The 18070-nt window shown below is 63.4% G+C and carries 17 protein-coding genes; 5 read left to right on the forward strand and 12 right to left on the reverse strand.

The features are described from left to right. Window positions 1–38: 38 nt before the first annotated feature. The 7 genes from NE851_RS03595 to NE851_RS03625 all read right to left on the reverse strand — a co-directional run bounded on the left by NE851_RS03595 (window position 39) and on the right by NE851_RS03625 (window position 8476). Window positions 39–731 carry a response regulator transcription factor gene (locus NE851_RS03595; protein WP_047614906.1) on the reverse strand — a complete coding sequence of 231 codons (693 nt, stop codon included), beginning with the start codon at window positions 729–731 and terminating at the stop codon, window positions 39–41. Next, on the reverse strand, window positions 728–3436 hold the full coding sequence (locus tag NE851_RS03600; RefSeq protein ID WP_063476023.1) for a DUF4118 domain-containing protein: 2709 nt from the start codon (window positions 3434–3436) through the stop codon (window positions 728–730). The genes NE851_RS03595 and NE851_RS03600 overlap by 4 nt, the downstream gene beginning before the upstream one ends. Window positions 3437–3737: 301 nt before the next feature. Next, window positions 3738–4307: a potassium-transporting ATPase subunit KdpC gene (gene kdpC / locus NE851_RS03605; protein ID WP_047612936.1), complete on the reverse strand. Its 570-nt coding sequence runs from the start codon at window positions 4305–4307 to the stop codon at window positions 3738–3740. A 36-nt stretch (window positions 4308–4343) separates the two neighbouring features. Further along, window positions 4344–6404 carry a potassium-transporting ATPase subunit KdpB gene (gene kdpB / locus NE851_RS03610; RefSeq protein ID WP_183844800.1) on the reverse strand — a complete coding sequence of 687 codons (2061 nt, stop codon included), beginning with the start codon at window positions 6402–6404 and terminating at the stop codon, window positions 4344–4346. 43 nt (window positions 6405–6447) lie between these two features. Next, complete coding sequence (locus NE851_RS03615) at window positions 6448–6603, reverse strand: hypothetical protein (RefSeq protein WP_183844801.1); 156 nt, start codon at window positions 6601–6603, stop codon at window positions 6448–6450. 11 nt (window positions 6604–6614) lie between these two features. Beyond that, window positions 6615–8318, reverse strand: a complete 1704-nt coding sequence (gene kdpA, locus NE851_RS03620; protein WP_254955397.1) for a potassium-transporting ATPase subunit KdpA — start codon at window positions 8316–8318, stop codon at window positions 6615–6617. Window positions 8319–8386: 68 nt separating this feature from the next. Continuing rightward, window positions 8387–8476 carry a K(+)-transporting ATPase subunit F gene (locus NE851_RS03625; RefSeq protein WP_003547774.1) on the reverse strand — a complete coding sequence of 30 codons (90 nt, stop codon included), beginning with the start codon at window positions 8474–8476 and terminating at the stop codon, window positions 8387–8389. A 492-nt stretch (window positions 8477–8968) separates the two neighbouring features. Between NE851_RS03625 and NE851_RS03630 the strand changes: the two genes are divergently transcribed. Continuing rightward, on the forward strand, window positions 8969–10012 hold the full coding sequence (locus tag NE851_RS03630) for an NAD(P)-dependent alcohol dehydrogenase (RefSeq protein WP_183844803.1): 1044 nt from the start codon (window positions 8969–8971) through the stop codon (window positions 10010–10012). 25 nt (window positions 10013–10037) lie between these two features. Here NE851_RS03630 and NE851_RS03635 read toward each other — a convergent pair whose 3' ends face one another. From NE851_RS03635 to NE851_RS03650, 4 genes are all read right to left on the reverse strand, one after another. Further along, window positions 10038–10607, reverse strand: coding sequence for a DedA family protein (locus tag NE851_RS03635; protein ID WP_063476026.1), 570 nt, complete (start codon window positions 10605–10607; stop codon window positions 10038–10040). 42 nt (window positions 10608–10649) lie between these two features. Further along, entirely contained in the window at window positions 10650–12011 is a 1362-nt protein-coding gene (locus tag NE851_RS03640; protein ID WP_097630764.1) for an FAD-containing oxidoreductase, read from the reverse strand. Further along, window positions 12008–12469, reverse strand: coding sequence for a DUF4126 family protein (locus NE851_RS03645; RefSeq protein WP_047614912.1), 462 nt, complete (start codon window positions 12467–12469; stop codon window positions 12008–12010). The genes NE851_RS03640 and NE851_RS03645 overlap by 4 nt, the downstream gene beginning before the upstream one ends. 81 nt (window positions 12470–12550) lie before the next feature. Continuing rightward, on the reverse strand, window positions 12551–13738 hold the full coding sequence (locus NE851_RS03650; protein ID WP_063476028.1) for an acyl-CoA dehydrogenase: 1188 nt from the start codon (window positions 13736–13738) through the stop codon (window positions 12551–12553). 173 nt (window positions 13739–13911) lie between these two features. Here NE851_RS03650 and NE851_RS03655 point away from each other — a divergent pair, with 173 nt between their 5' ends. Then, the gene (locus NE851_RS03655) at window positions 13912–14250 is read left to right on the forward strand and encodes a cupin domain-containing protein (protein ID WP_028755705.1); all 339 of its coding nucleotides are present in this window, start codon (window positions 13912–13914) and stop codon (window positions 14248–14250) included. On the opposite strand, the gene NE851_RS03660 is transcribed toward NE851_RS03655, so the two are convergent. After that, the gene (locus tag NE851_RS03660; protein ID WP_047614914.1) at window positions 14251–15201 is read right to left on the reverse strand and encodes a LysR family transcriptional regulator; all 951 of its coding nucleotides are present in this window, start codon (window positions 15199–15201) and stop codon (window positions 14251–14253) included. 174 nt (window positions 15202–15375) lie between these two features. Between NE851_RS03660 and NE851_RS03665 the strand changes: the two genes are divergently transcribed. From NE851_RS03665 to NE851_RS03675, 3 genes are read left to right on the forward strand one after another with little or no spacing between them, the layout of a single operon-like run. Next, window positions 15376–16581 carry an ABC transporter substrate-binding protein gene (locus NE851_RS03665; RefSeq protein WP_028755707.1) on the forward strand — a complete coding sequence of 402 codons (1206 nt, stop codon included), beginning with the start codon at window positions 15376–15378 and terminating at the stop codon, window positions 16579–16581. A 5-nt stretch (window positions 16582–16586) separates the two neighbouring features. Then, complete coding sequence (locus NE851_RS03670; protein ID WP_047612949.1) at window positions 16587–17369, forward strand: ABC transporter ATP-binding protein; 783 nt, start codon at window positions 16587–16589, stop codon at window positions 17367–17369. Then, entirely contained in the window at window positions 17369–18070 is a 702-nt protein-coding gene (locus NE851_RS03675; protein ID WP_028755709.1) for an ABC transporter ATP-binding protein, read from the forward strand. Before NE851_RS03670 ends, NE851_RS03675 begins: the two co-directional genes overlap by 1 nt.

The following is an 18070-nucleotide window of genomic DNA, read 5'->3' on the forward strand; positions in this document are numbered from 1 at the left end:
CGGCTCAATACTGTTCGGGCAGCGGGAGGCAGGGGAGGTCAATCCGGTTCCCTGAGCCGGTAGCCGACGCCGGTCTCGGTGGTGATATAGTGCGGCTGGTCGGGAATCTGCTCGACCTTTTGCCGCAGCTGCCGGACGTAGACGCGCAGATACTGCACATCCGCCGCCGGCCCCCATACCTGTTTCAGAAGAAACTGGTGTGTCAGCACCTTGCCAGCATGCTGGGCGAGCACGCGCAGAATGTCGTATTCCTTCGGCGACAATTTTATTTCGTTGCCGTCGACCTTGACGATGCGCTTGACGAGATCGATCGACAGGCCGCCGGTCTGGAAGATCGCCTTTTCGCCCTGCTGCTGCAGGCGGTGGCGCAACGCCACACGGATGCGGGCGCCGAGCTCGTTGATGCCGAAGGGCTTGGTGACGTAATCGTCGGCGCCGCTTTCCAGCGCCTTGACGATACCGGCCTCGTCGGTGCGGCTGGACAGGATCACGACGGGCATGGAAAGCCCTTCGTCGCGCCACTCCTGTAAGAGGTCGTGGCCTGGTTTGTCGGGCAGGCCGAGGTCGAGCACGATGAGGTCGGGCATGTCGTCGGCGACCGACTGCCGGGCGGCGCTGGCGTTCGGCGCTTCCTGCACCTCGTAACCCTGCGCGGTCAGGCCGACGCGGAGCAGCTTGCGGATTGGAGGCTCGTCGTCGACGACGAGGATTTTGACGGCTGAACCGGTCATCTGAGTTCGTCCAGTTTCGGAATGTCGTTGGGTTTCGGCAGGCGGATGGTGAACACCGCGCCCGGACGGCCCGTCCGGTTGCCGGCGGTGATCGTGCCGCCCATCGCCTCGATGAAGCCGCGGCAGATGGAAAGGCCAAGCCCGGTGCCGGCGCGCACCTGATCGCCTTTGCGCACGCGGTAGAAGGTATCGAAGACCCGGGTGAGATCGGCCGGCGGGATGCCGGGGCCTTCGTCCGAAACCTGGATGACGACGTTGTCGGCATCGGCCCAGCCCTCGATGTGGATCACCGATCCCTCGGGCGCGTATTTCGCGGCATTGTCGAGCAGGTTGAAGATCACCTGCTCGAACAGGACGGGATCGACGCGCACCATCGGCAGGTCGGCGGGAATGCTCATCTCGGTCTTGTGGCCGTCGAGGATCTTGGCGGCACGGCGCAGCGCGCTGCCGATGATATCGCCGGCATAATGCAGCGCATGGTTCGGCTCCATCGCACCGGATTCGATCTTGGTCATGTCGAGCAGGTTGGCGATGAAGCGGTTGAGGCGCTCGGATTCGTCGACGACGGTCGACAGCAGGTCGCTGCGGTCCTCCTCCGGCATCGAGGCGAAATAGTCGCGCAGCGTGCCGGCGGCGCCGAGGATGGCGGCAAGCGGTGTCTTCAGATCGTGCGAGATCGAGGTCAGCAAAGCCGAGCGCAGCCGGTCGGCTTCGGCCGCAAGTCTTGCCCGGTCGACATCGGCGACGAGCTGGACGCGTTCGATGGCAAGGGCTGCCTGGTCGGCCAGCGCATCGAGCAGCCGCTGCTGCTCCGGCGTCAGCAGCGGACCATCGCGGCGGTCGCTGTCGAGGCCGATGACGCCGACGGCGGCGCGCCCGGTTCGGAGCGGCACGTAGAGGCGCTTGGCGCCGGGCAGGGTATCGGCGCCGCGGCCGGCGGCGTGATTGTGCTCCCAGGCCCAGCGGGCGGCGGCGATGTCGGCATCGTCGAGCGTGTCGTCGGGCGGATAACCGGCCTTGACGGCGATCGTGCCTTCTTCCGGCAGCAGCAGCACGACGCGGACCTTCAGCATCGAGGCAAGCTGGAAGGCGGTCGCCCAGAGCACGTCGTCGAGCGTACCGGTGCCGGCGAGTTTCTTGGAAAAGAGATAGAGATCCTCCGTCGTGCGCGCCCGCTGGCGCGCGGACGCCGCCTGGCGCTGCACGGTGGCGGTCAGATTGCTGGCGATGATGGCGACGCCCAGGAAGAAGAACAGGGCCAGCACGCTTTCCGGATCGCTGATCGTCAGCGTGTAGCGCGGCGGCAGGAAGAAGAAGTTGAAGGATAAAGCGCTGAGGATGCAGCTGTAAAGCGCCGGCCGCAGTCCATGGAGGACGGCGGAGGTCAGCACCGCCATCAGGAAGACGAGGGCGAGGTTGCGCACGTCGAGCACCTGGTCGAGCACGACGCTGACGCCGAGCGCGATGGCGACATAACCGGTCGCCAGCAGGTAGGCCCTGAAATCCAGTTCCGGCGCCGTGGCGGCCGCCCTGACGCCGCGCGCGGTGGTGCCGTCCTTCTCATTGCCTGAAATGACATGGACGCTGATCTCGCCGGTCTTGCGGATCAGTTCGTCGGTGATCGAGCGATGCCACCAATCGCGCCATGTCGGCTTCTTCGGGGCGCCGATGACGATATGGGTGACGTTGTTGGTGGTGGCGTGGCGGACGAGCTCTTCGGCGACTTCGCGGCCGGGAAGGGTGATCGCTTCACCACCGAGCTGCTCGGCAAGACGCAGCGTGGATGCAACGGTATCGCGCTCGGCCTCGGTGAGATTGATCGAGCGGTTGGTCTCGATATAGACGGCAGCCCAGGGCGCGCGCAGCCGCGAGGCCATGCGGGCGGCGTAGCGTACCAGCGAGGCGGAGCGCGGATGGTGGTCGATCGAGACGAGGACGCGTTCGCCCGCCGCCCAGGGGCCTGATATGGCATGGGCCTGCATGTGCGTGAGCAGCTGGTCGTCGACGCGCTGGGCGGTCTTGCGCAGCGCCAGTTCCCTGAGCGCCGTCAGATTGCCGGGCGTGAAATAATTGGTCAGCGCCCGCTCGGCGGTGCGCGGCATATAGACCTTGCCGTCATGCAGGCGCTTGATCAGATCATCCGGCGTCAAGTCGATGATCTCGACGTCGTCGGCAAGGTCGATGATCGAGTCCGGCACCGTCTCGCGCACGCGGATGCGGGTGATCTGCGAGACGACGTCGTTCAGGCTCTCGACATGCTGGATGTTCAGCGTCGTATACACGTCGATGCCGCGATCGAGCAATTCCTTGACGTCGAGGTAACGCTTCGGATGGCGGCTGCCCTCTGCATTGGTATGGGCGAGTTCGTCGACCAGCACGAGATCGGGCCGGCGGGCGAGGATACCGTCGAGATCCATTTCCTCGAGCGGCCGGCCCTTGTAGCTGATTTCGACGCGGGGAATGATCTCGAAACCGGCGACGAGCGCTTCGGTCTCCTTGCGACCGTGGGTCTCGACGACGCCGATGACGACATCGAGACCGTCGGCGATCTTGGCCCGGCCGGAGATCAGCATCTCGTAAGTCTTGCCGACGCCGGGCGCGGCACCCAGAAAAATCTTCAGACGGCCACGCGACTCCGCCCTGGCTTTTTCGAGAAGCGCATCGGGCGAGGGCCTGCCGGCCTGGTCGCGATTGTCGTCTGGCATGTAGTTCGGTCTTTCTGCAGATGGCCACCGAGAATGCGTTACGTCTCCGTATCCCTCGTCAACTCAGTTTAGCCGAGGTGCCGGCATGGTTTGGCTCAGCAGGCGGATGGCATTCCTGACACAAATGTCTGCGCCGTAAGTGGTGCGTTACGCCCGCCCCATCCTCCGTCATGCTCGGTCTTGAGCCGAGCATCCACAGCCGCATCCACCGTTAGCTGCGGCATGGATCCTCGGGTCAAGCCCGAGGATGACGGAGAATGGGGTTGGCCTTGTTGCCAACCGGCACTGAACCTGCCAACCCTCACTCAGTCATAGAAGCATCAAGGCTCTGGTTCAACGCCAGAACATTGACAGTGGGTTCGCCGAGAAGGCCGAGCTCGCGGCCTTGAACGGCGCCATCGACCAACGCCTTGACCCTGGCCTCATCCAGGCTTCGCGCTTTGGCGACGCGCGGCACCTGGAAATAGGCGGCCTCCGGCGAAATATGGGGATCGAGGCCGCTGCCCGAAGCGGTGACGAGGTCGGCCGGTACCGCCGCGCTCGGGTTTGCCGCCTTGGCGGCCTCATAATCGCTCTTGACGCGGTCGATCAGCTTCTGGCTGGTCGGGCCGAGGTTCGAGCCGCTGGAGGCGGCGGCATTGTAGCCGTCGCCGGCGGCCGACGGGCGACCGTGGAAATACTTGTCGCTGGTGAAGGCCTGGCCGATCAGCGTTGAGCCGATCACCTGGCCGTTCTTCTCGACCAGGCTGCCGTTTGCCTGGGTTGGGAAGAGGGCCTGGGCGGCGCCGGTCATGGCGAGCGGATAGAGAAGGCCTGTTATGGCGGTGGTGGCGACAATCATGACGACCGCCGGACGAAGTTCTTTCAACATTGTTCTGACTCCTTGGAGTGTTTCAGGCCAATTTTGTTAGGCCAGGCCGAGGGCTGCGACGGCCATGTCGATCGCCTTGATGCCGATGAAGGGGACGATGATGCCGCCGAGGCCGTAGATCAGCAGGTTGCGCGACAGCAGCGCGCCGGCGCCGATCGGACGGTAGCGAACACCCTTCAGCGACAGCGGGATCAAGGCGATAATGATCAGTGCATTGAAGATGATCGCCGAGAGGATGGCGCTTTGCGGCGTCGAAAGTCCCATGACGTTCAGGATGCCGAGCTGCGGGTAGAAGGTCAGGAACATCGCCGGGATGATGGCGAAGTACTTGGCGATGTCGTTGGCGATCGAAAAGGTCGTCAGCGCGCCGCGCGTCATCAGCAGCTGTTTGCCGATCTCGACGATCTCGATGAGCTTCGTCGGGTCCGAGTCGAGATCGACCATGTTGCCGGCCTCGCGGGCGGCAACCGTGCCGGTGTTCATGGCGACGCCGACGTCGGCCTGGGCAAGGGCCGGCGCATCGTTGGTGCCGTCGCCGCACATGGCGACGAGCTTGCCCTTCGACTGTTCCTCGCGCATCAGCGCCAGCTTCATCTCGGGCGTTGCCTGGGCAAGGAAGTCGTCGACACCGGCTTCGGCGGCGATGGCGGCTGCCGTCAGCGGGTTGTCGCCGGTGATCATCACGGTGCGGATGCCCATGCGGCGGAGTTCCGTGAAGCGCTCGCGGATGCCGCCCTTGACGATATCCTTCAGCTGGATGACGCCGAGCAGCCGGCCGTCGCGGGCGACTGCCAGCGGCGTGCCGCCTGATTTGGCGACCTCGTCTGATATCGATTGCAACTCGCGCATGACTTCGCTGCCGTTCTTCGAAGGTGCGTCGCCGTTGACATAGGCGAGCAGGGCATCGACGGCGCCCTTGCGGATCGAAGAGCCTTCGAGATCGACGCCGCTCATCCTGGTCTGGGCGGTGAAGGGTACGAAGGTGGCCTTGAGGCTTGCCATGTCGCGGCCGCGGATCGCGTATTTTTCCTTGGCGAGCACGACGATGGAGCGGCCTTCCGGCGTTTCGTCGGCAAGCGAGGCAAGCTGGGCGGCATCGGCGAGATCCTGTTCGGAAACGCCGCGAACCGGGCGGAAGGTCGTCGCCTGGCGATTGCCGAGCGTGATCGTGCCGGTCTTGTCGAGCAGCAGCGTGTCGACGTCGCCGGCGGCTTCGACGGCACGGCCGGACATGGCGAGCACGTTGAAACGGACGAGGCGGTCCATGCCGGCAATGCCGATCGCCGACAACAGTGCGCCGATCGTCGTCGGGATCAGCGTCACGAAGAGGGCGACCAGCACGATGATCGGGATCGAGCCGCCGGCATAGATGGCAAAGCTCGGGATCGTCGCCGTCGCAAGCACGAAGATCAGCGTCATGCCGGCGAGCAGGATGTTGAGCGCGATCTCGTTCGGGGTCTTCTGACGCTCGGCACCTTCGACCAGGGCGATCATCCGGTCGAGGAAGGTCGAACCGGCCGCGGCGGTGATGCGCACGCGGATCCAATCGGACAGCACCTGCGTACCGCCTGTGACCGCCGAGCGATCGCCGCCGGATTCGCGAATGACCGGGGCGGATTCGCCTGTTATCGCCGCTTCGTTGACGGAGGCCACGCCTTCGATAACCTCGCCGTCCGACGGGATGATGCCGCCGGCCTCGACGAGCACGACGTCGCCGACCTTGAGGCTGGTGCCCGGCACCATGCGGTAGCCGCTGCCATTATTGGCGGTCAGCAGCTTGGCCTGGGTTTCGGTGCGCGCCTTGCGCAGCGAATCCGCCTGCGCCTTGCCGCGGCCTTCGGCGACGGCTTCGGCGAAATTGGCAAACAGCACGGTGAACCAGAGCCAGAGATTGATCTGGAACGAGAAGCCGAGATTGCCGTTGCCGGCCACAAGATCGCGCAGGAAAAGCACGGTGGTCAGCACCGAAACCGTGGCGACGACAAACATGACCGGATTTCTGGCAAGCGCCCGGGGGTTGAGCTTTTTGAAAGCGGCGCTCACAGCCGGAATGAGGATGCGAGAATCCATGATGCTCGCGGATTTTGCCTGGCTCATAAGAGACTCCAGCTTTGAAACGAGGATGGCGAACCGGAAGCGGTCAGCCCTGTAGGATTTTGAAGATGGCGGCGATGACGAGGACGCCTGCCATCATCACCAGGATGATGTCGGAGGCCTGGGGCCTCGGGCCATTCCCACGTCCCGGCGCACCGGGACGTGGGTGGAAGGCATTGCGAAGCCTGTGACGGAGGATCATGGCATCACCCCTCAGAAGGTCTGGCCGGCGATCATGACCAGGTGCTCGACGATGGGGCCAAGCGCTAAGGCCGGGAAGAAGGTCAGGCCGCCGACGATCAGGATCGTGCCGACGAGCAGGCCGACGAAGAGCGGACCGTCCGTCGGGAAGGTGCCTGCCGATGCCGGAACCGACTTCTTGGCGATCAGCGAACCGGCGATGGCAAGAGCCGGAATGATGACCAGGAAACGGCCCATCAGCATGCCCAAGCCAAGGGTGATGTTGTACCACGGCGTATTGCCCGTCAGGCCGCCGAAAGCCGAGCCGTTATTGGCCGCAGCCGACGTATAGGCATAGAGGATTTCGGAGAAGCCGTGCGGACCTGACGTGCCGACCGATGCGACCGCACTCGGAAGGACGCTGGCGATCGCGGTGAAGACCAGCATGGCGAGCGGCAGGCAGAGGATGGCGAGAACGGCCATCTTCATTTCCTTCGCCTCGATCTTCTTACCGAGATATTCCGGGGTGCGGCCGACCATCAGGCCGGCGACGAAGACGGCGACGATGATGAACAGCAGGATGCCGTAGAAGCCGGCGCCGACACCGCCAACGATGACTTCGCCGAGCTGCATGTTGATCAGCGGGATGAGGCCGCCAAGCGCGGTGAAGCTGCCATGCATGGCGTTGACCGCGCCGCAGGAGGCGGCCGTGGTGATGACCGCAAACAGCGAGGACAGGGCGACGCCGAAGCGGACTTCCTTGCCTTCCATATTGCCGCCGCCAAGACCGAAGGCGTGCATCAGCGGATTGCCGGCGGCTTCCGCCCAATAGGTGACGATGACGCCGGCGACGAACAGGACGCCCATCGTGGCGAGGATCGCCCAGCCCTGGCGCTGATTGCCGACTATGCGGCCGAAGACGTTGGTCAGGGCCGCGCCGATGGCGAAGATCGACACCATCTGGATGAGGTTGGAGATCGCATCGGGGTTTTCGAACGGATGGGCCGAATTGGCGTTGAAGAAGCCGCCGCCATTGGTGCCGAGCATCTTGATGGCAAGCTGCGAGGCGACGGGGCCGACGGCGATCGTCTGCTGTGCGCCTTCGAGCGTCGTCGCATTGACGTAGGGCCCAAGCGTCTGCGGCACGCCGAGATAGACAAAGACCAGCGTCAGCACGATGCAGATCGGCAGCAGCACATAGAAGGTGGCTCTCGTCATATCGACCCAGAAATTGCCGATGGCCTTGCCCGAAGCGCGTGAGAAGGCGCGGATGAAGGCGAGTGCGATGGCAATGCCGGTCGCCGCGGAGACGAAGTTCTGGACGGTGAAGCCGGCCATCTGCGTCAGATAGGACATGGTGCTTTCGCCGCCGTAATTCTGCCAGTTGGTGTTGCTGACGAAGCTGACGGCGGTGTTGAAGGAAAGCTCCGGCGGGACGGCTGCCATGCCGGCCGGATTATAGGGAAGGCCGGCCTGCAGGCGCTGCAGCGCGTAAAGCACGATGACGCCGAGCAGGTTGAACATCAGCATGGCGAAGGCATAGGAGGTCCAATGCTGTTCTTCGCCTTCGCTGGTGCCGGCAATGCGGTAAAGCCCCCGTTCGACGGGAACGAGGACGGGTGAAAGGAGGGTGCGCTCGCCGCTGAAGACACGTGTCATATAGCCGCCGAGCGGTTTGACGAGCACGAGGACGATCCCGCAGTAAAGCAGGATCTGAAGCCATCCGTTGAGGGTCATGGAGGTAAACTTTCAATACCCGGCTGCTTCTCAGTTGCGCATGCGCGACCGAGAATCGCCAGTTCTCTTCAAAAGCGTTCTGGGCGAAGGAGAGCGTAGGTGAGGTAAACGGTGAGAAACACGGTTACGGCACCGCTCAAGACATAATCGAGGGTCATCGTCGTTTCTCCTGTCAAAGCCTGTCGCAGGCTCTGGTGTAAGCAAAGCATAGCGCGAAGAATATGATCGCCGTGGCGAGTAGAATGATATCCATCATGATCGTGACTCCTGTTGTTCTTCTTGGAGTCAGACAAGACAAAGGGCGCTATCCGGATTCAGGCCGGATCCAGGGAAGCCGCCTTTCATGCTTTCTGGCGTGGAGATGATCTTTTCGATCTCTCGGACATCAATATGGAGCCGAAGCGCATAAAGGTTCGAGACGGGCGACGGACCATCAATATAAAAATCTTATAAATGCCCATACGAGGCCGTTCGCCATCGGACCAGTGGACGAGCCGCTCCTCGGCTCTGGACTTCCCTGTGAGCATTTTTTCATTTGTTGAGCAAAAGCCTTCGCAATCCGGTTGAATTGAGAGCGCTTCGGGCCTTATAGTCAGCTCCGACGCTGCCCGATGGAGTCATGGGCAAGCCACTAGGGAAGGAAACCGACGATGACCAAAGTCCGCGCGCTTGTCCTCGAGCGCCAGCATGAGCTTGCGCTTCGCGATATCGATCTGCCGCTCGAAACCGGCCCTGGCGAGGTGAAGATCAGGATCCACACCGTCGGCGTCTGCGGTTCGGACGTGCATTATTACACGCACGGCAAGATCGGCCCCTTCGTCGTCAACGCGCCGATGGTGCTCGGCCATGAAGCGGCGGGTACGGTCGTCGAGGTCGGGGCCGGCGTGACGCATCTGAAGGTCGGCGACCGCGTCTGCATGGAGCCCGGCATTCCCGATCCGAATTCCAAGGCAAGCCGGCTCGGCCTGTACAATATCGATCCGGCCGTGACCTTCTGGGCGACCCCGCCGATCCACGGCGTGCTGACGCCGGAGGTCGTGCATCCCGCCAACTATACTTTCAAGCTGCCCGACAATGTCAGCTTTGCCGAAGGCGCCATGGTCGAGCCCTTCGCCGTCGGCATGCAGGCGGCAGCCAAGGCGAAGATTACGCCTGGTGATACTGCCGTCGTCCTCGGCGCCGGGCCGATCGGCACGATGGTGGCGATCGCGGCGCTTGCCGGCGGCTGCGCCCGGGCGATCGTCGCCGATCTCGCCCAGCCGAAGCTCGATATTGCCGCACAATACCAGGGCGTCATTCCGGTCAATATCCGCGAGCAGAGCCTGGTCGAAGAGGTCAGCCGGCTGACCGACGGCTGGGGCGCCGATGTCGTCTTCGAATGCTCCGGTTCGCCGAAGGCCTGGGAGACGATCATGGCGCTTCCGCGCCCGGGCGGCGTCATCGTCGTCGTCGGCCTGCCGGTCAACCCGATCGGCTTCGACGTCTCGACGGCATCCACCAAGGAAATCCGCATCGAGACGGTGTTCCGCTACGCGCATCAGTATGAGCGGTCGATCGCGCTGCTTGGCTCGGGCCGCGTCGACCTGAAGCCGCTGATATCAGAGACCTTCAAATTCGAAGATTCGATCAAGGCGTTCGATCGCGCCGTCGAGGCGCGGCCAAGCGATGTGAAGCTGCAGATCGTGATGGAATAGAGCCAGTCTGCTCCCCAGTCTGCTCCTATGAGTGCCTGGCACTCAGTTTCATCTTGCGAAAGGCAAGCGCCGCGGCTGCGACGACAGCCGCGGCTCCGACTGCGATCAGCAGGTGGCGGTGAAGCGGAAGGTGGCCCAATGTCTGTTGGACGCCATGCCCGAAGAGATAACCGAGCCCCGTGAACAGCTGCCCCCACACCAACGCGGCTGCGGCATTCATGACGACGAATTTTCCGGTCGGAATCCGGGTCGTGCCGATGACGATCGGACTGATCGTCCGCAACCCCACCAGAAAACGAAACGCAAAGATGAAGCCGGTGGGATATCTTTCCAGAAGCCCGGTTGCGCGCGCCAGGGCCGGCTTTTCCATCAGCCGGTGGACAAAGCCCCATTGCGCGGCGTAACGACCGACGAAGAACCATAGTTGATCGCCGGCGAAGGAGCCCGCCGTTGCCGCAAGCGACGCCGCCCCATAAGTCAGCAGCCCGCGATGGGAAATCACGCCTCCGAGAAACGCGGCTGTTTCGCCTTCGAAGGCGGCGCCCAGGAATATGGCCAGCAGACCGTAATTCTCGATCAGCAATTCGATAGACACGCAGTCCGCCTCCAGCCGTCCTCGCCCCCGGGGTTTTTACCGCTAAACCGGCTTCAAATCCCCAAGCAGGGTCGGGATCAGCTCCGACACCGTCGGATGGATCGGCACCGACCATTGCAATGCGGGATAGGTCGTTCCCGCATTCATCGCGTCGATGAGGCCGTGGATCACCTCGTCGCCCTCGATGCCGAGGATCGCCGCGCCGAGGATTTCCTTTGTCTCGGCATCGGCAACCACCTTCATGAAACCCTTGGTCTCGCCGCGTTCATTGGCGCGGCCGACCCGGCTCATCGGCCGGGTCGAGACCATGATTTTGCGTCCGGAAGCGCGCGCCTGTTTTTCCGTCATGCCGACGCGGCCGAGCGGCGGGTCGATGTAGAGCGCATAGGCCGGGATGCGGCTCGAGAGCTTGCGGTCGTCGCCATCGAGCAGGTTGGCGGCGGCAATCTCGAAATCATTGTAGGAGGTGTGGGTGAAGGCGCCGTGGCCGTTGCAATCGCCGAGCGCCCAGATGCCCTCGACATTGGTGGCGAGCCTGTCGTCGACGGTGATGAAACCGCGTTGATCGGTAATGACGCCGGCGGCATCGAGGCCGAGATCGTCGGTATTCGGCTCGCGGCCGGTGGCGATCAGCACATGGCTCGCATCGATCCTCGCTGAATCGGTGGCGACCGTTATCCCGTCGCTGCTCCTAGCAAAGGCGATGTCGCTGACGCCGGTATGAATGTCGATGCCCTCCGAGCGCAGCACATCGGCGATCGCGTCGGATATATCCTCGTCCTCACGCGACGCGAGCTTCGGGCCATGCTCGATGACGCTGACCTCAGCGCCGAAGCGGCGATACATCTGCGCGAATTCCAGCCCGATATAACTGCCGCCGATGATGGTGAGATGCCGCGGCACCGTGTCGAGCTGGATAATCGAGGTGCTGGTGAGGTAGTCGATGTCGTCGATGCCGGGTAGCGCGGGGATGACCGGCCGCGCCCCGACATTGAGGAAGATGCGCGGTGCGGTCAGCGTCTCGCCGTTGACGCTGACGGTCTTCGGGCCTTCGAAACAAGCGTGGCCGTAAATCACCGTCATGCCGTCCATGCCGGCGAGCCAGCCGATCAGGCCGTTGCGGGCATTCATCGTCACCGTTTCGGCGCGAGCCCTGACCACCTTCATGTCGATGGCGATCTCGCCCGGGATATTGACGCCATAGGCGGCGCCGGTTCTTGCGACATGGGCGGCGCGGGCGCTGGCGACCAGCGTCTTCGTCGGCATGCAGCCGGCATTGACGCAGGTGCCGCCGAGGAATTTGCGCTCGATCAACGCCACCTTCATGCCCTTTTCGACCATGCGGGCGGCAAGCGATGGACCGGCCTGGCCGGCGCCGATAACGATGGCGTCGAAGCTCTTCATGACACGGCCGCCACGATCAATACCGCGCCGATGACGGCGACGGCGTCTTCGATGAGAGCAGCCGGCAGGTCCTTGCCAAACGAGGCGGCAAGCCGGCTACGGGCGGCAGCGCCGCCATATGTGCCGATGACGGCGCCGATCACCCCGGCGATCAGGCCGCCGAAGAGCAGGCTGCTGGCGGCGCCGATCGTCGCCCCTGCCAGGGCGCCTGAAACGATGCGGGCACCGAACTGCATCGGCACCTTGCGCGACGGCGTGGACGGCAGCTGGTCGGCGATCAGTTCGACGATGGCGAGAACCGTGAAGATCCACGGCGTCCATCGATACCCCATGAAGGCAAGCGGCGTCTGCGACACGTCGAACCAGCCGAGTGCTGCGCCCCAGGCGACGGCGGCCGGTGCGGTCATGGTGCGAAGGCCCGATATGACACCGATCAGCAATGCAAGAAGCAGAAACATGCATGACCCCTTTTTGCCGGCGCTTGCCGCAATTAAGGAAAGTTGCACATTGTCAGGCGCGTGGCAATTCGCCTTCCCGGCCTAGTTCGCAAAGGCGGCGATGCCGGTGATTGCCCGGCCGATGATCAGTGCGTGGATGTCGTGTGTGCCCTCGTAGGTGTTGACCACTTCGAGGTTGACGAGATGACGGGCGATGCCGAATTCGTCGGAGATGCCGTTGCCGCCGAGCATGTCGCGGGCTGCCCGCGCGATCTCCAGCGCCTTGCCGCAGCTGTTGCGCTTGAGGATCGAGGTCAGTTCCACCGGCGGATGGCCTTCCTCCTTCATGCGGCCGAGCCGCAGGCAGCCCTGAAGGCCGAGCGAGATCTCAGCGGCCATGTCGGCGAGCTTCTTCTGGATCAGCTGGTTGGCGGCAAGCGGCCGGCTGAACTGCTTGCGCTCCAGCGTATATTGCCGTGCTCTCGCATAACAATCCTCGGCCGCGCCGAGCGCGCCCCAGGCGATGCCGAAGCGGGCCGAGTTCAGGCAAGTGAACGGTCCCTTGAGGCCGGTGACGCCAGGCAAAAGGTTTTCCTCGGGCACGAAGACACTGTCCATCACCACTTCGCCTGTTATCGAGGCGCGTAGGCCGACCTTGCCGTGGATGGCGGGCGCCGAAAGCCCTTTCCAGCCCTTTTCGAGGATGAAGCCGCGGATGAGCCCATCCTCGGTCTTTGCCCAGACGACGAAGACATCGGCGATCGGCGCGTTGGAGATCCAGGTCTTCGAGCCGGTGAGGCTGTAACCGCCGTCGACCTTTCTGGCGCGCGTCGCCATCGAGCCGGGGTCGGAGCCGTGATCGGGCTCGGTCAGGCCGAAGCAGCCGATCCATTCGCCGGTGGCGAGTTTCGGCAGGTATTTCAGCTTCTGCGCCTGCGACCCGAAGGTTTCGATCGGCACCATCACGAGTGAGGACTGGACGCTCATCATCGAGCGGTAACCGCTATCGACCCGTTCGACCTCGCGGGCGATCAGGCCGTAGGCGACGTAACCGAGGCCGGCGCCGCCGTAGTCGGGAGAGATCGTCGGGCCGAGCAGGCCAAGTTCGCCCATTTCGCGGAAGATTTCGGGATCGGTCTTTTCATGGCGGAAGGCGTCGAGAACCCGGGGCGCCAGCTTTTCCTGCGCATAGGCGTGGGCGGTGTCCTGCACCATGCGCTCTTCACTGGTCAGTTGCTCCACCAGCCGGAATGGATCGGCCCAGTCGAAAACTTCGCGCGTATGCTGCATGGCCGCGTCTCCTCGTCCCGGTTCTGGCTTGCCTCGCTTAAGTGGCCATAGACCCGCCAGCCGACCGCGTCAACAGAAGGCGGCAGTCTCGAAAAGACGGGCCGCGCCATCTTTTCAAAAGTCTCGGCATGCTCCACTTTGCCCGCGATCGATTCTGCAACGAGGAGGCGGAAATGTCGTCAAGCGATCTGTTCGTATCGGCCGAAGGCGCCGAATGGGTCAACCCGGAGCCCGGCGTCGTGAGGCGCATCATGACCTATCTGCCCGAGATGATGATGGTGGAAGTGGCCTTCGAAAGCGGCGCCGTCGGGGCTGCCCATTCGCATCCGCATATCCAGGCAAGCTATGTCGCCGAAGGCAGTTTCGAGGTGACGATCGATGGCCGGACCGAAGTCCTGCAGCAGGGTGGCAGCTTCATCGTGCCTCCCAATCTCGTCCACGGCGTCAAGGCCCTGGAAAAGGGCCGGCTGATCGATACGTTCACCCCGCACCGGGCTGAATTCCTGAAATAATCAGCTTTCCCTTGCCCGGCGCGCCGGGCCGGCGGCGGTGACATAGGGCGGCACGAAGCGCGTATCCTCGCCGCGCACCGCCTCGCGCAGGAAATCGATGACGGCGCGCACGCGCGGCGCCTGTTTCAGGTCGCGGTGGCAGGTAATCCAGTAATGGCGCTTGAGGTCGATTTCCTCGGGCAGCACGCGCACCAGTTCGGGATAACGGCTGGCGAAGAAATAGGGCAGGATGCAGAGGCCGAGACCGTTTCTCGTGGCGGTGAGCTGCGCGAAGATGCTGGAGCTCTGGAATTGCGGCTTGATGCGCGGATGCACATCGCCGAGATAGTCCAGGCCCGGCGCGAAGATCATTTCCTCGATATAGCTGACGAAGGGATGCTCAAGCAGGTCTTCGCGGCAGGTGATCGCAGGCGCCTTCGCGAGATAGTCGCGCGAGCCGTAGATCTGCAGATGGTAGTCGGTCAGTTTCTCGGCGAAATAAGGCCCGCCCTTCGGCTCGTCGAGCACGACGGAAAGATCGGCCTCCTTGCGCGACAGCGACATGATCTGCTGGATCGTCACCAGTTCCAGCGACAGGTGCGGATGCTGGGCGGCAAACTGCGGCAGCACGGTCGCGAAGAAGAAATTGGCAAATCCCTCCGGCGCGCTGAGGCGCACCAGGCCGCGCTGCGCCATCGAGCCGTCGGCAAGGTCGGCGCGCAGCCGTTCTGTCTCCTGCTCCATCCTTTCGGCCGTCTCGACGAAGCGCGTGCCCATGGCGGTCAGCACATAGCCGCGCGGATTGCGCTCGAACAGCTTGACCTTGAGGGTGAACTCCAGCCGGTCGATGCGGCGCGAGACGGTGGCGTGGCTGGAACGCAGCTGGCGCGCCGCCGTCGACAGCTGTCCGGTGCGGGCGACGGCTAGAAAAAACTGCAGATCGTCCCAAGTAAACTGCGGTGGATTGTTCATCGCGATCCTCTCTGTTCAAAAATGAACAGATACTGTTTGGAATTAGTTGTAAACCACCCGTTGCCTCAGGGCGGAATTTCCGTGATCGTAAGGTGAGGGTCCGTCGTTCTGAGGAGTGCGGCTGGCCAAATTTGAACAGATCCGCAATCTGGCCAATCTCTGGGAGGAGAGAAAATGCGTAAGAATCTTATTGCATCAGTTGCATTTCTGCTTGCGAGCAGCACCGCAGTGCTCGCGCAGAGCGCGACCGACGGCAAGGTCAAGATCGGCATCCTGAACGACCAGTCGGGTGTCTATGCCGATTTCGGCGGCAAGTCCTCCGTCGAAGCCGCCAAGATGGCGGTCGAGGATTTCGGCGGCAAGGTGCTCGATGTGCCGGTTGAGATCGTCGATGCCGACCACCAGAACAAGCCGGATATCGCCTCCAACATCGCCCGCCAGTGGTACGACACCGAGCAGGTGGATGCGATCATGGAACTGACGACTTCGTCGGTGGCGCTCGCCGTGCAGGCGATCGGCAAGGAGAAGAAGAAGATCGATATCGTCACCGGTGCGGCGACGACCGATCTCACCGGCAAGGCCTGCTCGCCTTACGGCTTCCATTGGGCCTACGACACCCATGCGCTCGCCGTCGGCACCGGCGGCGCACTCGTCAAGCAGGGCGGCGACAGCTGGTTCTTCCTGACCGCCGACTATGCCTTCGGCTATTCGCTGGAGCAGCAGACCAGCGATTACGTCAAGGCGAGCGGCGGCAAGGTCGTCGGCGCCGTCCGGCATCCGCTGTCGAGCCAGGACTTCTCGTCCTTCCTGCTGCAGGCGCAATCATCCGGCGCCAAGGTGATCGGCCTTGCCAATGCCGGCCTCGACACCTCGAATGCCATCAAGCAGGCGGCCGAATTCGGCATCACCCAGGGTGGCCAGCATCTGGCGGCGTTGCTGTTCACGCTCGCCGAAGTGCACGGGCTCGGGCTCGAGGCGGCGCAGGGGCTGACGCTGACGGAAGGTTATTACTGGAACCGCGACGACGAGAGCCGCGCCTTCGCCAAGAAGTTCTTCGCCCGCACCGGCAAGATGCCGAACATGATCCATGCCGGCACCTATTCGGCGGTGACGCAATATCTGAAGGCGGTGCAGAAGGCTGGCACCGACGAAACGGAAGCCGTCGCCAAGCAACTGCATGAAATGCCGGTCGATGACGTCTTCGGCCGTGGCGGCACGGTCGGCGCCAACGGCCGCATGATCCACGACATGTACCTGCTGCAGGTCAAGAAGCCGTCCGAAAGCAAGGAGCCGTGGGATTATTTCAACGTGCTCGCCACCATTCCCGGCAAGGAAGCCTATATCGATCCCGCCAAGAGCGGCTGCGATCTGGTGAAGTAAGCACGATGGCGGTTTCCGCAATAGAAACTCAGGTAAAGCCGCGGGTGGTACTCTCCGCCCGCGGCCTGCGCCGCGATTTCGGCGGCTTCACGGCCGTCAAGAATGTCGATCTCGACGTGCATGACGCCAGCGTGCATGCACTGATCGGCCCGAACGGCGCCGGCAAGACCACGGTCTTCAACCTGCTGACCAAGTTCCTGCAGCCGACATCGGGCACGATCACGCTGATGGGCACCGACATCACCGGGACGCCGCCCGACAAGGTGGCGCGCATGGGACTGGTGCGCTCCTTCCAGATCTCGGCGGTCTTTCCACACCTTACCGTTCTCGACAATGTGCGGGTGGCGCTGCAGCGGCCGAACAATCTCTCCACGCAGTTCTGGCGGCCTCTGTCGGCGCTCGACCGGCTGAACGAGCGCGCCGAGCAACTGCTCGCCAGCGTCGGGCTCTCCAAGGAGCGCGATCATATCGCCGCCGATCTTTCCTATGGCCGCAAGCGCGTGCTGGAGATCGCCACCACGCTGGCGCTCGATCCCAAAGTGCTGTTGCTCGACGAGCCGATGGCCGGCATGGGGCTGGAGGATGTCGGCGTCGTTTCATCCATCATCCGCGAGGTTGCCCGCGAGCGCGCGGTGCTGATGGTCGAGCACAATCTCTCCGTCGTCGCCAACATCTGCCAGCACGTCACCGTGCTGCAGCGCGGCGAAATCCTCGCCGAGGGCGACTATGCCACCGTCAGCCAGGACGAGCGCGTCCGCGTGGCTTATATGGGCACGGAGGAGCATTGATGGCCGCTCTCCTCGAAGTCCAGGGGCTCAATGCCTGGTACGGCGAAAGTCACGTCCTGCACGGCGTCGACATGCGGGTGGCCGAAGGCGAGACGATCACCATTCTCGGCCGCAACGGCGTCGGCAAGACAACGACGCTGCGCACCATCACCGGCATCGTCCGCGCCCGCAAGGGCAAGATCAGTTTTGCCGGCAGCGATATGATGCAGGTGCCGCTGCACAAGACGGCGCACCGGGGCATCGGCTTCGTGCCGGAGGAGCGGGGTATCTTCTCGACGCTCACCGTTTCGGAAAACCTGCTGCTGCCGCCTGTCGTGGCAGAGGGCGGCATGACGCTCGACGAAATCTACGAGCTCTTCCCCAATCTCTACGAGCGCCGCGGCAGCCCGGGCACCAAGCTTTCCGGCGGCGAGCAGCAGATGCTGGCGATCGCCCGCATCCTGCGTACCGGCGTCAAGCTGCTCATTCTCGACGAGCCGACGGAAGGGCTTGCCCCCGTTATCGTCCAGCGCATCGGCGAGGTGCTGAAGACGCTGAAGGAGCGCGGCATGACGATCCTGCTCGTCGAGCAGAATTTCCGTTTCGCCAGCCGTATTGCCGATCGCTTCTATCTGATGGATCATGGGCAAATGGTGTCGGAATTCCCGGTCGGTGAACTGCCGCAGCGCATGGATACGCTGCACAAGGTTCTGGGAGTGTGA

The organism is Rhizobium anhuiense bv. trifolii (assembly GCF_024346605.1).
GTDB classification, from domain to species: Bacteria; Pseudomonadota; Alphaproteobacteria; order Rhizobiales; family Rhizobiaceae; genus Rhizobium; species Rhizobium anhuiense.

Bases quoted from the DNA above. Each gene is read 5' to 3' on its own strand.
- NE851_RS03595 (WP_047614906.1), bottom strand. From the start codon at position 731: ATGACCGGTTCAGCCGTCAAAATCCTCGTCGTCGACGACGAGCCTCCA.
- NE851_RS03600 (WP_063476023.1), bottom strand. From the start codon at position 3,436: ATGCCAGACGACAATCGCGACCAGGCCGGCAGGCCCTCGCCCGATGCG.
- kdpC (WP_047612936.1), bottom strand. From the start codon at position 4,307: ATGTTGAAAGAACTTCGTCCGGCGGTCGTCATGATTGTCGCCACCACC.
- kdpB (WP_183844800.1), bottom strand. From the start codon at position 6,404: ATGAGCCAGGCAAAATCCGCGAGCATCATGGATTCTCGCATCCTCATT.
- NE851_RS03615 (WP_183844801.1), bottom strand. From the start codon at position 6,603: ATGATCCTCCGTCACAGGCTTCGCAATGCCTTCCACCCACGTCCCGGT.
- kdpA (WP_254955397.1), bottom strand. From the start codon at position 8,318: ATGACCCTCAACGGATGGCTTCAGATCCTGCTTTACTGCGGGATCGTC.
- NE851_RS03625 (WP_003547774.1), bottom strand. From the start codon at position 8,476: ATGACCCTCGATTATGTCTTGAGCGGTGCCGTAACCGTGTTTCTCACC.
- NE851_RS03630 (WP_183844803.1), top strand. From the start codon at position 8,969: ATGACCAAAGTCCGCGCGCTTGTCCTCGAGCGCCAGCATGAGCTTGCG.
- NE851_RS03640 (WP_097630764.1), bottom strand. From the start codon at position 12,011: ATGAAGAGCTTCGACGCCATCGTTATCGGCGCCGGCCAGGCCGGTCCA.
- NE851_RS03645 (WP_047614912.1), bottom strand. From the start codon at position 12,469: ATGTTTCTGCTTCTTGCATTGCTGATCGGTGTCATATCGGGCCTTCGC.
- NE851_RS03650 (WP_063476028.1), bottom strand. From the start codon at position 13,738: ATGCAGCATACGCGCGAAGTTTTCGACTGGGCCGATCCATTCCGGCTG.
- NE851_RS03655 (WP_028755705.1), top strand. From the start codon at position 13,912: ATGTCGTCAAGCGATCTGTTCGTATCGGCCGAAGGCGCCGAATGGGTC.
- NE851_RS03660 (WP_047614914.1), bottom strand. From the start codon at position 15,201: ATGAACAATCCACCGCAGTTTACTTGGGACGATCTGCAGTTTTTTCTA.
- NE851_RS03665 (WP_028755707.1), top strand. From the start codon at position 15,376: ATGCGTAAGAATCTTATTGCATCAGTTGCATTTCTGCTTGCGAGCAGC.
- NE851_RS03670 (WP_047612949.1), top strand. From the start codon at position 16,587: ATGGCGGTTTCCGCAATAGAAACTCAGGTAAAGCCGCGGGTGGTACTC.
- NE851_RS03675 (WP_028755709.1), top strand. From the start codon at position 17,369: ATGGCCGCTCTCCTCGAAGTCCAGGGGCTCAATGCCTGGTACGGCGAA.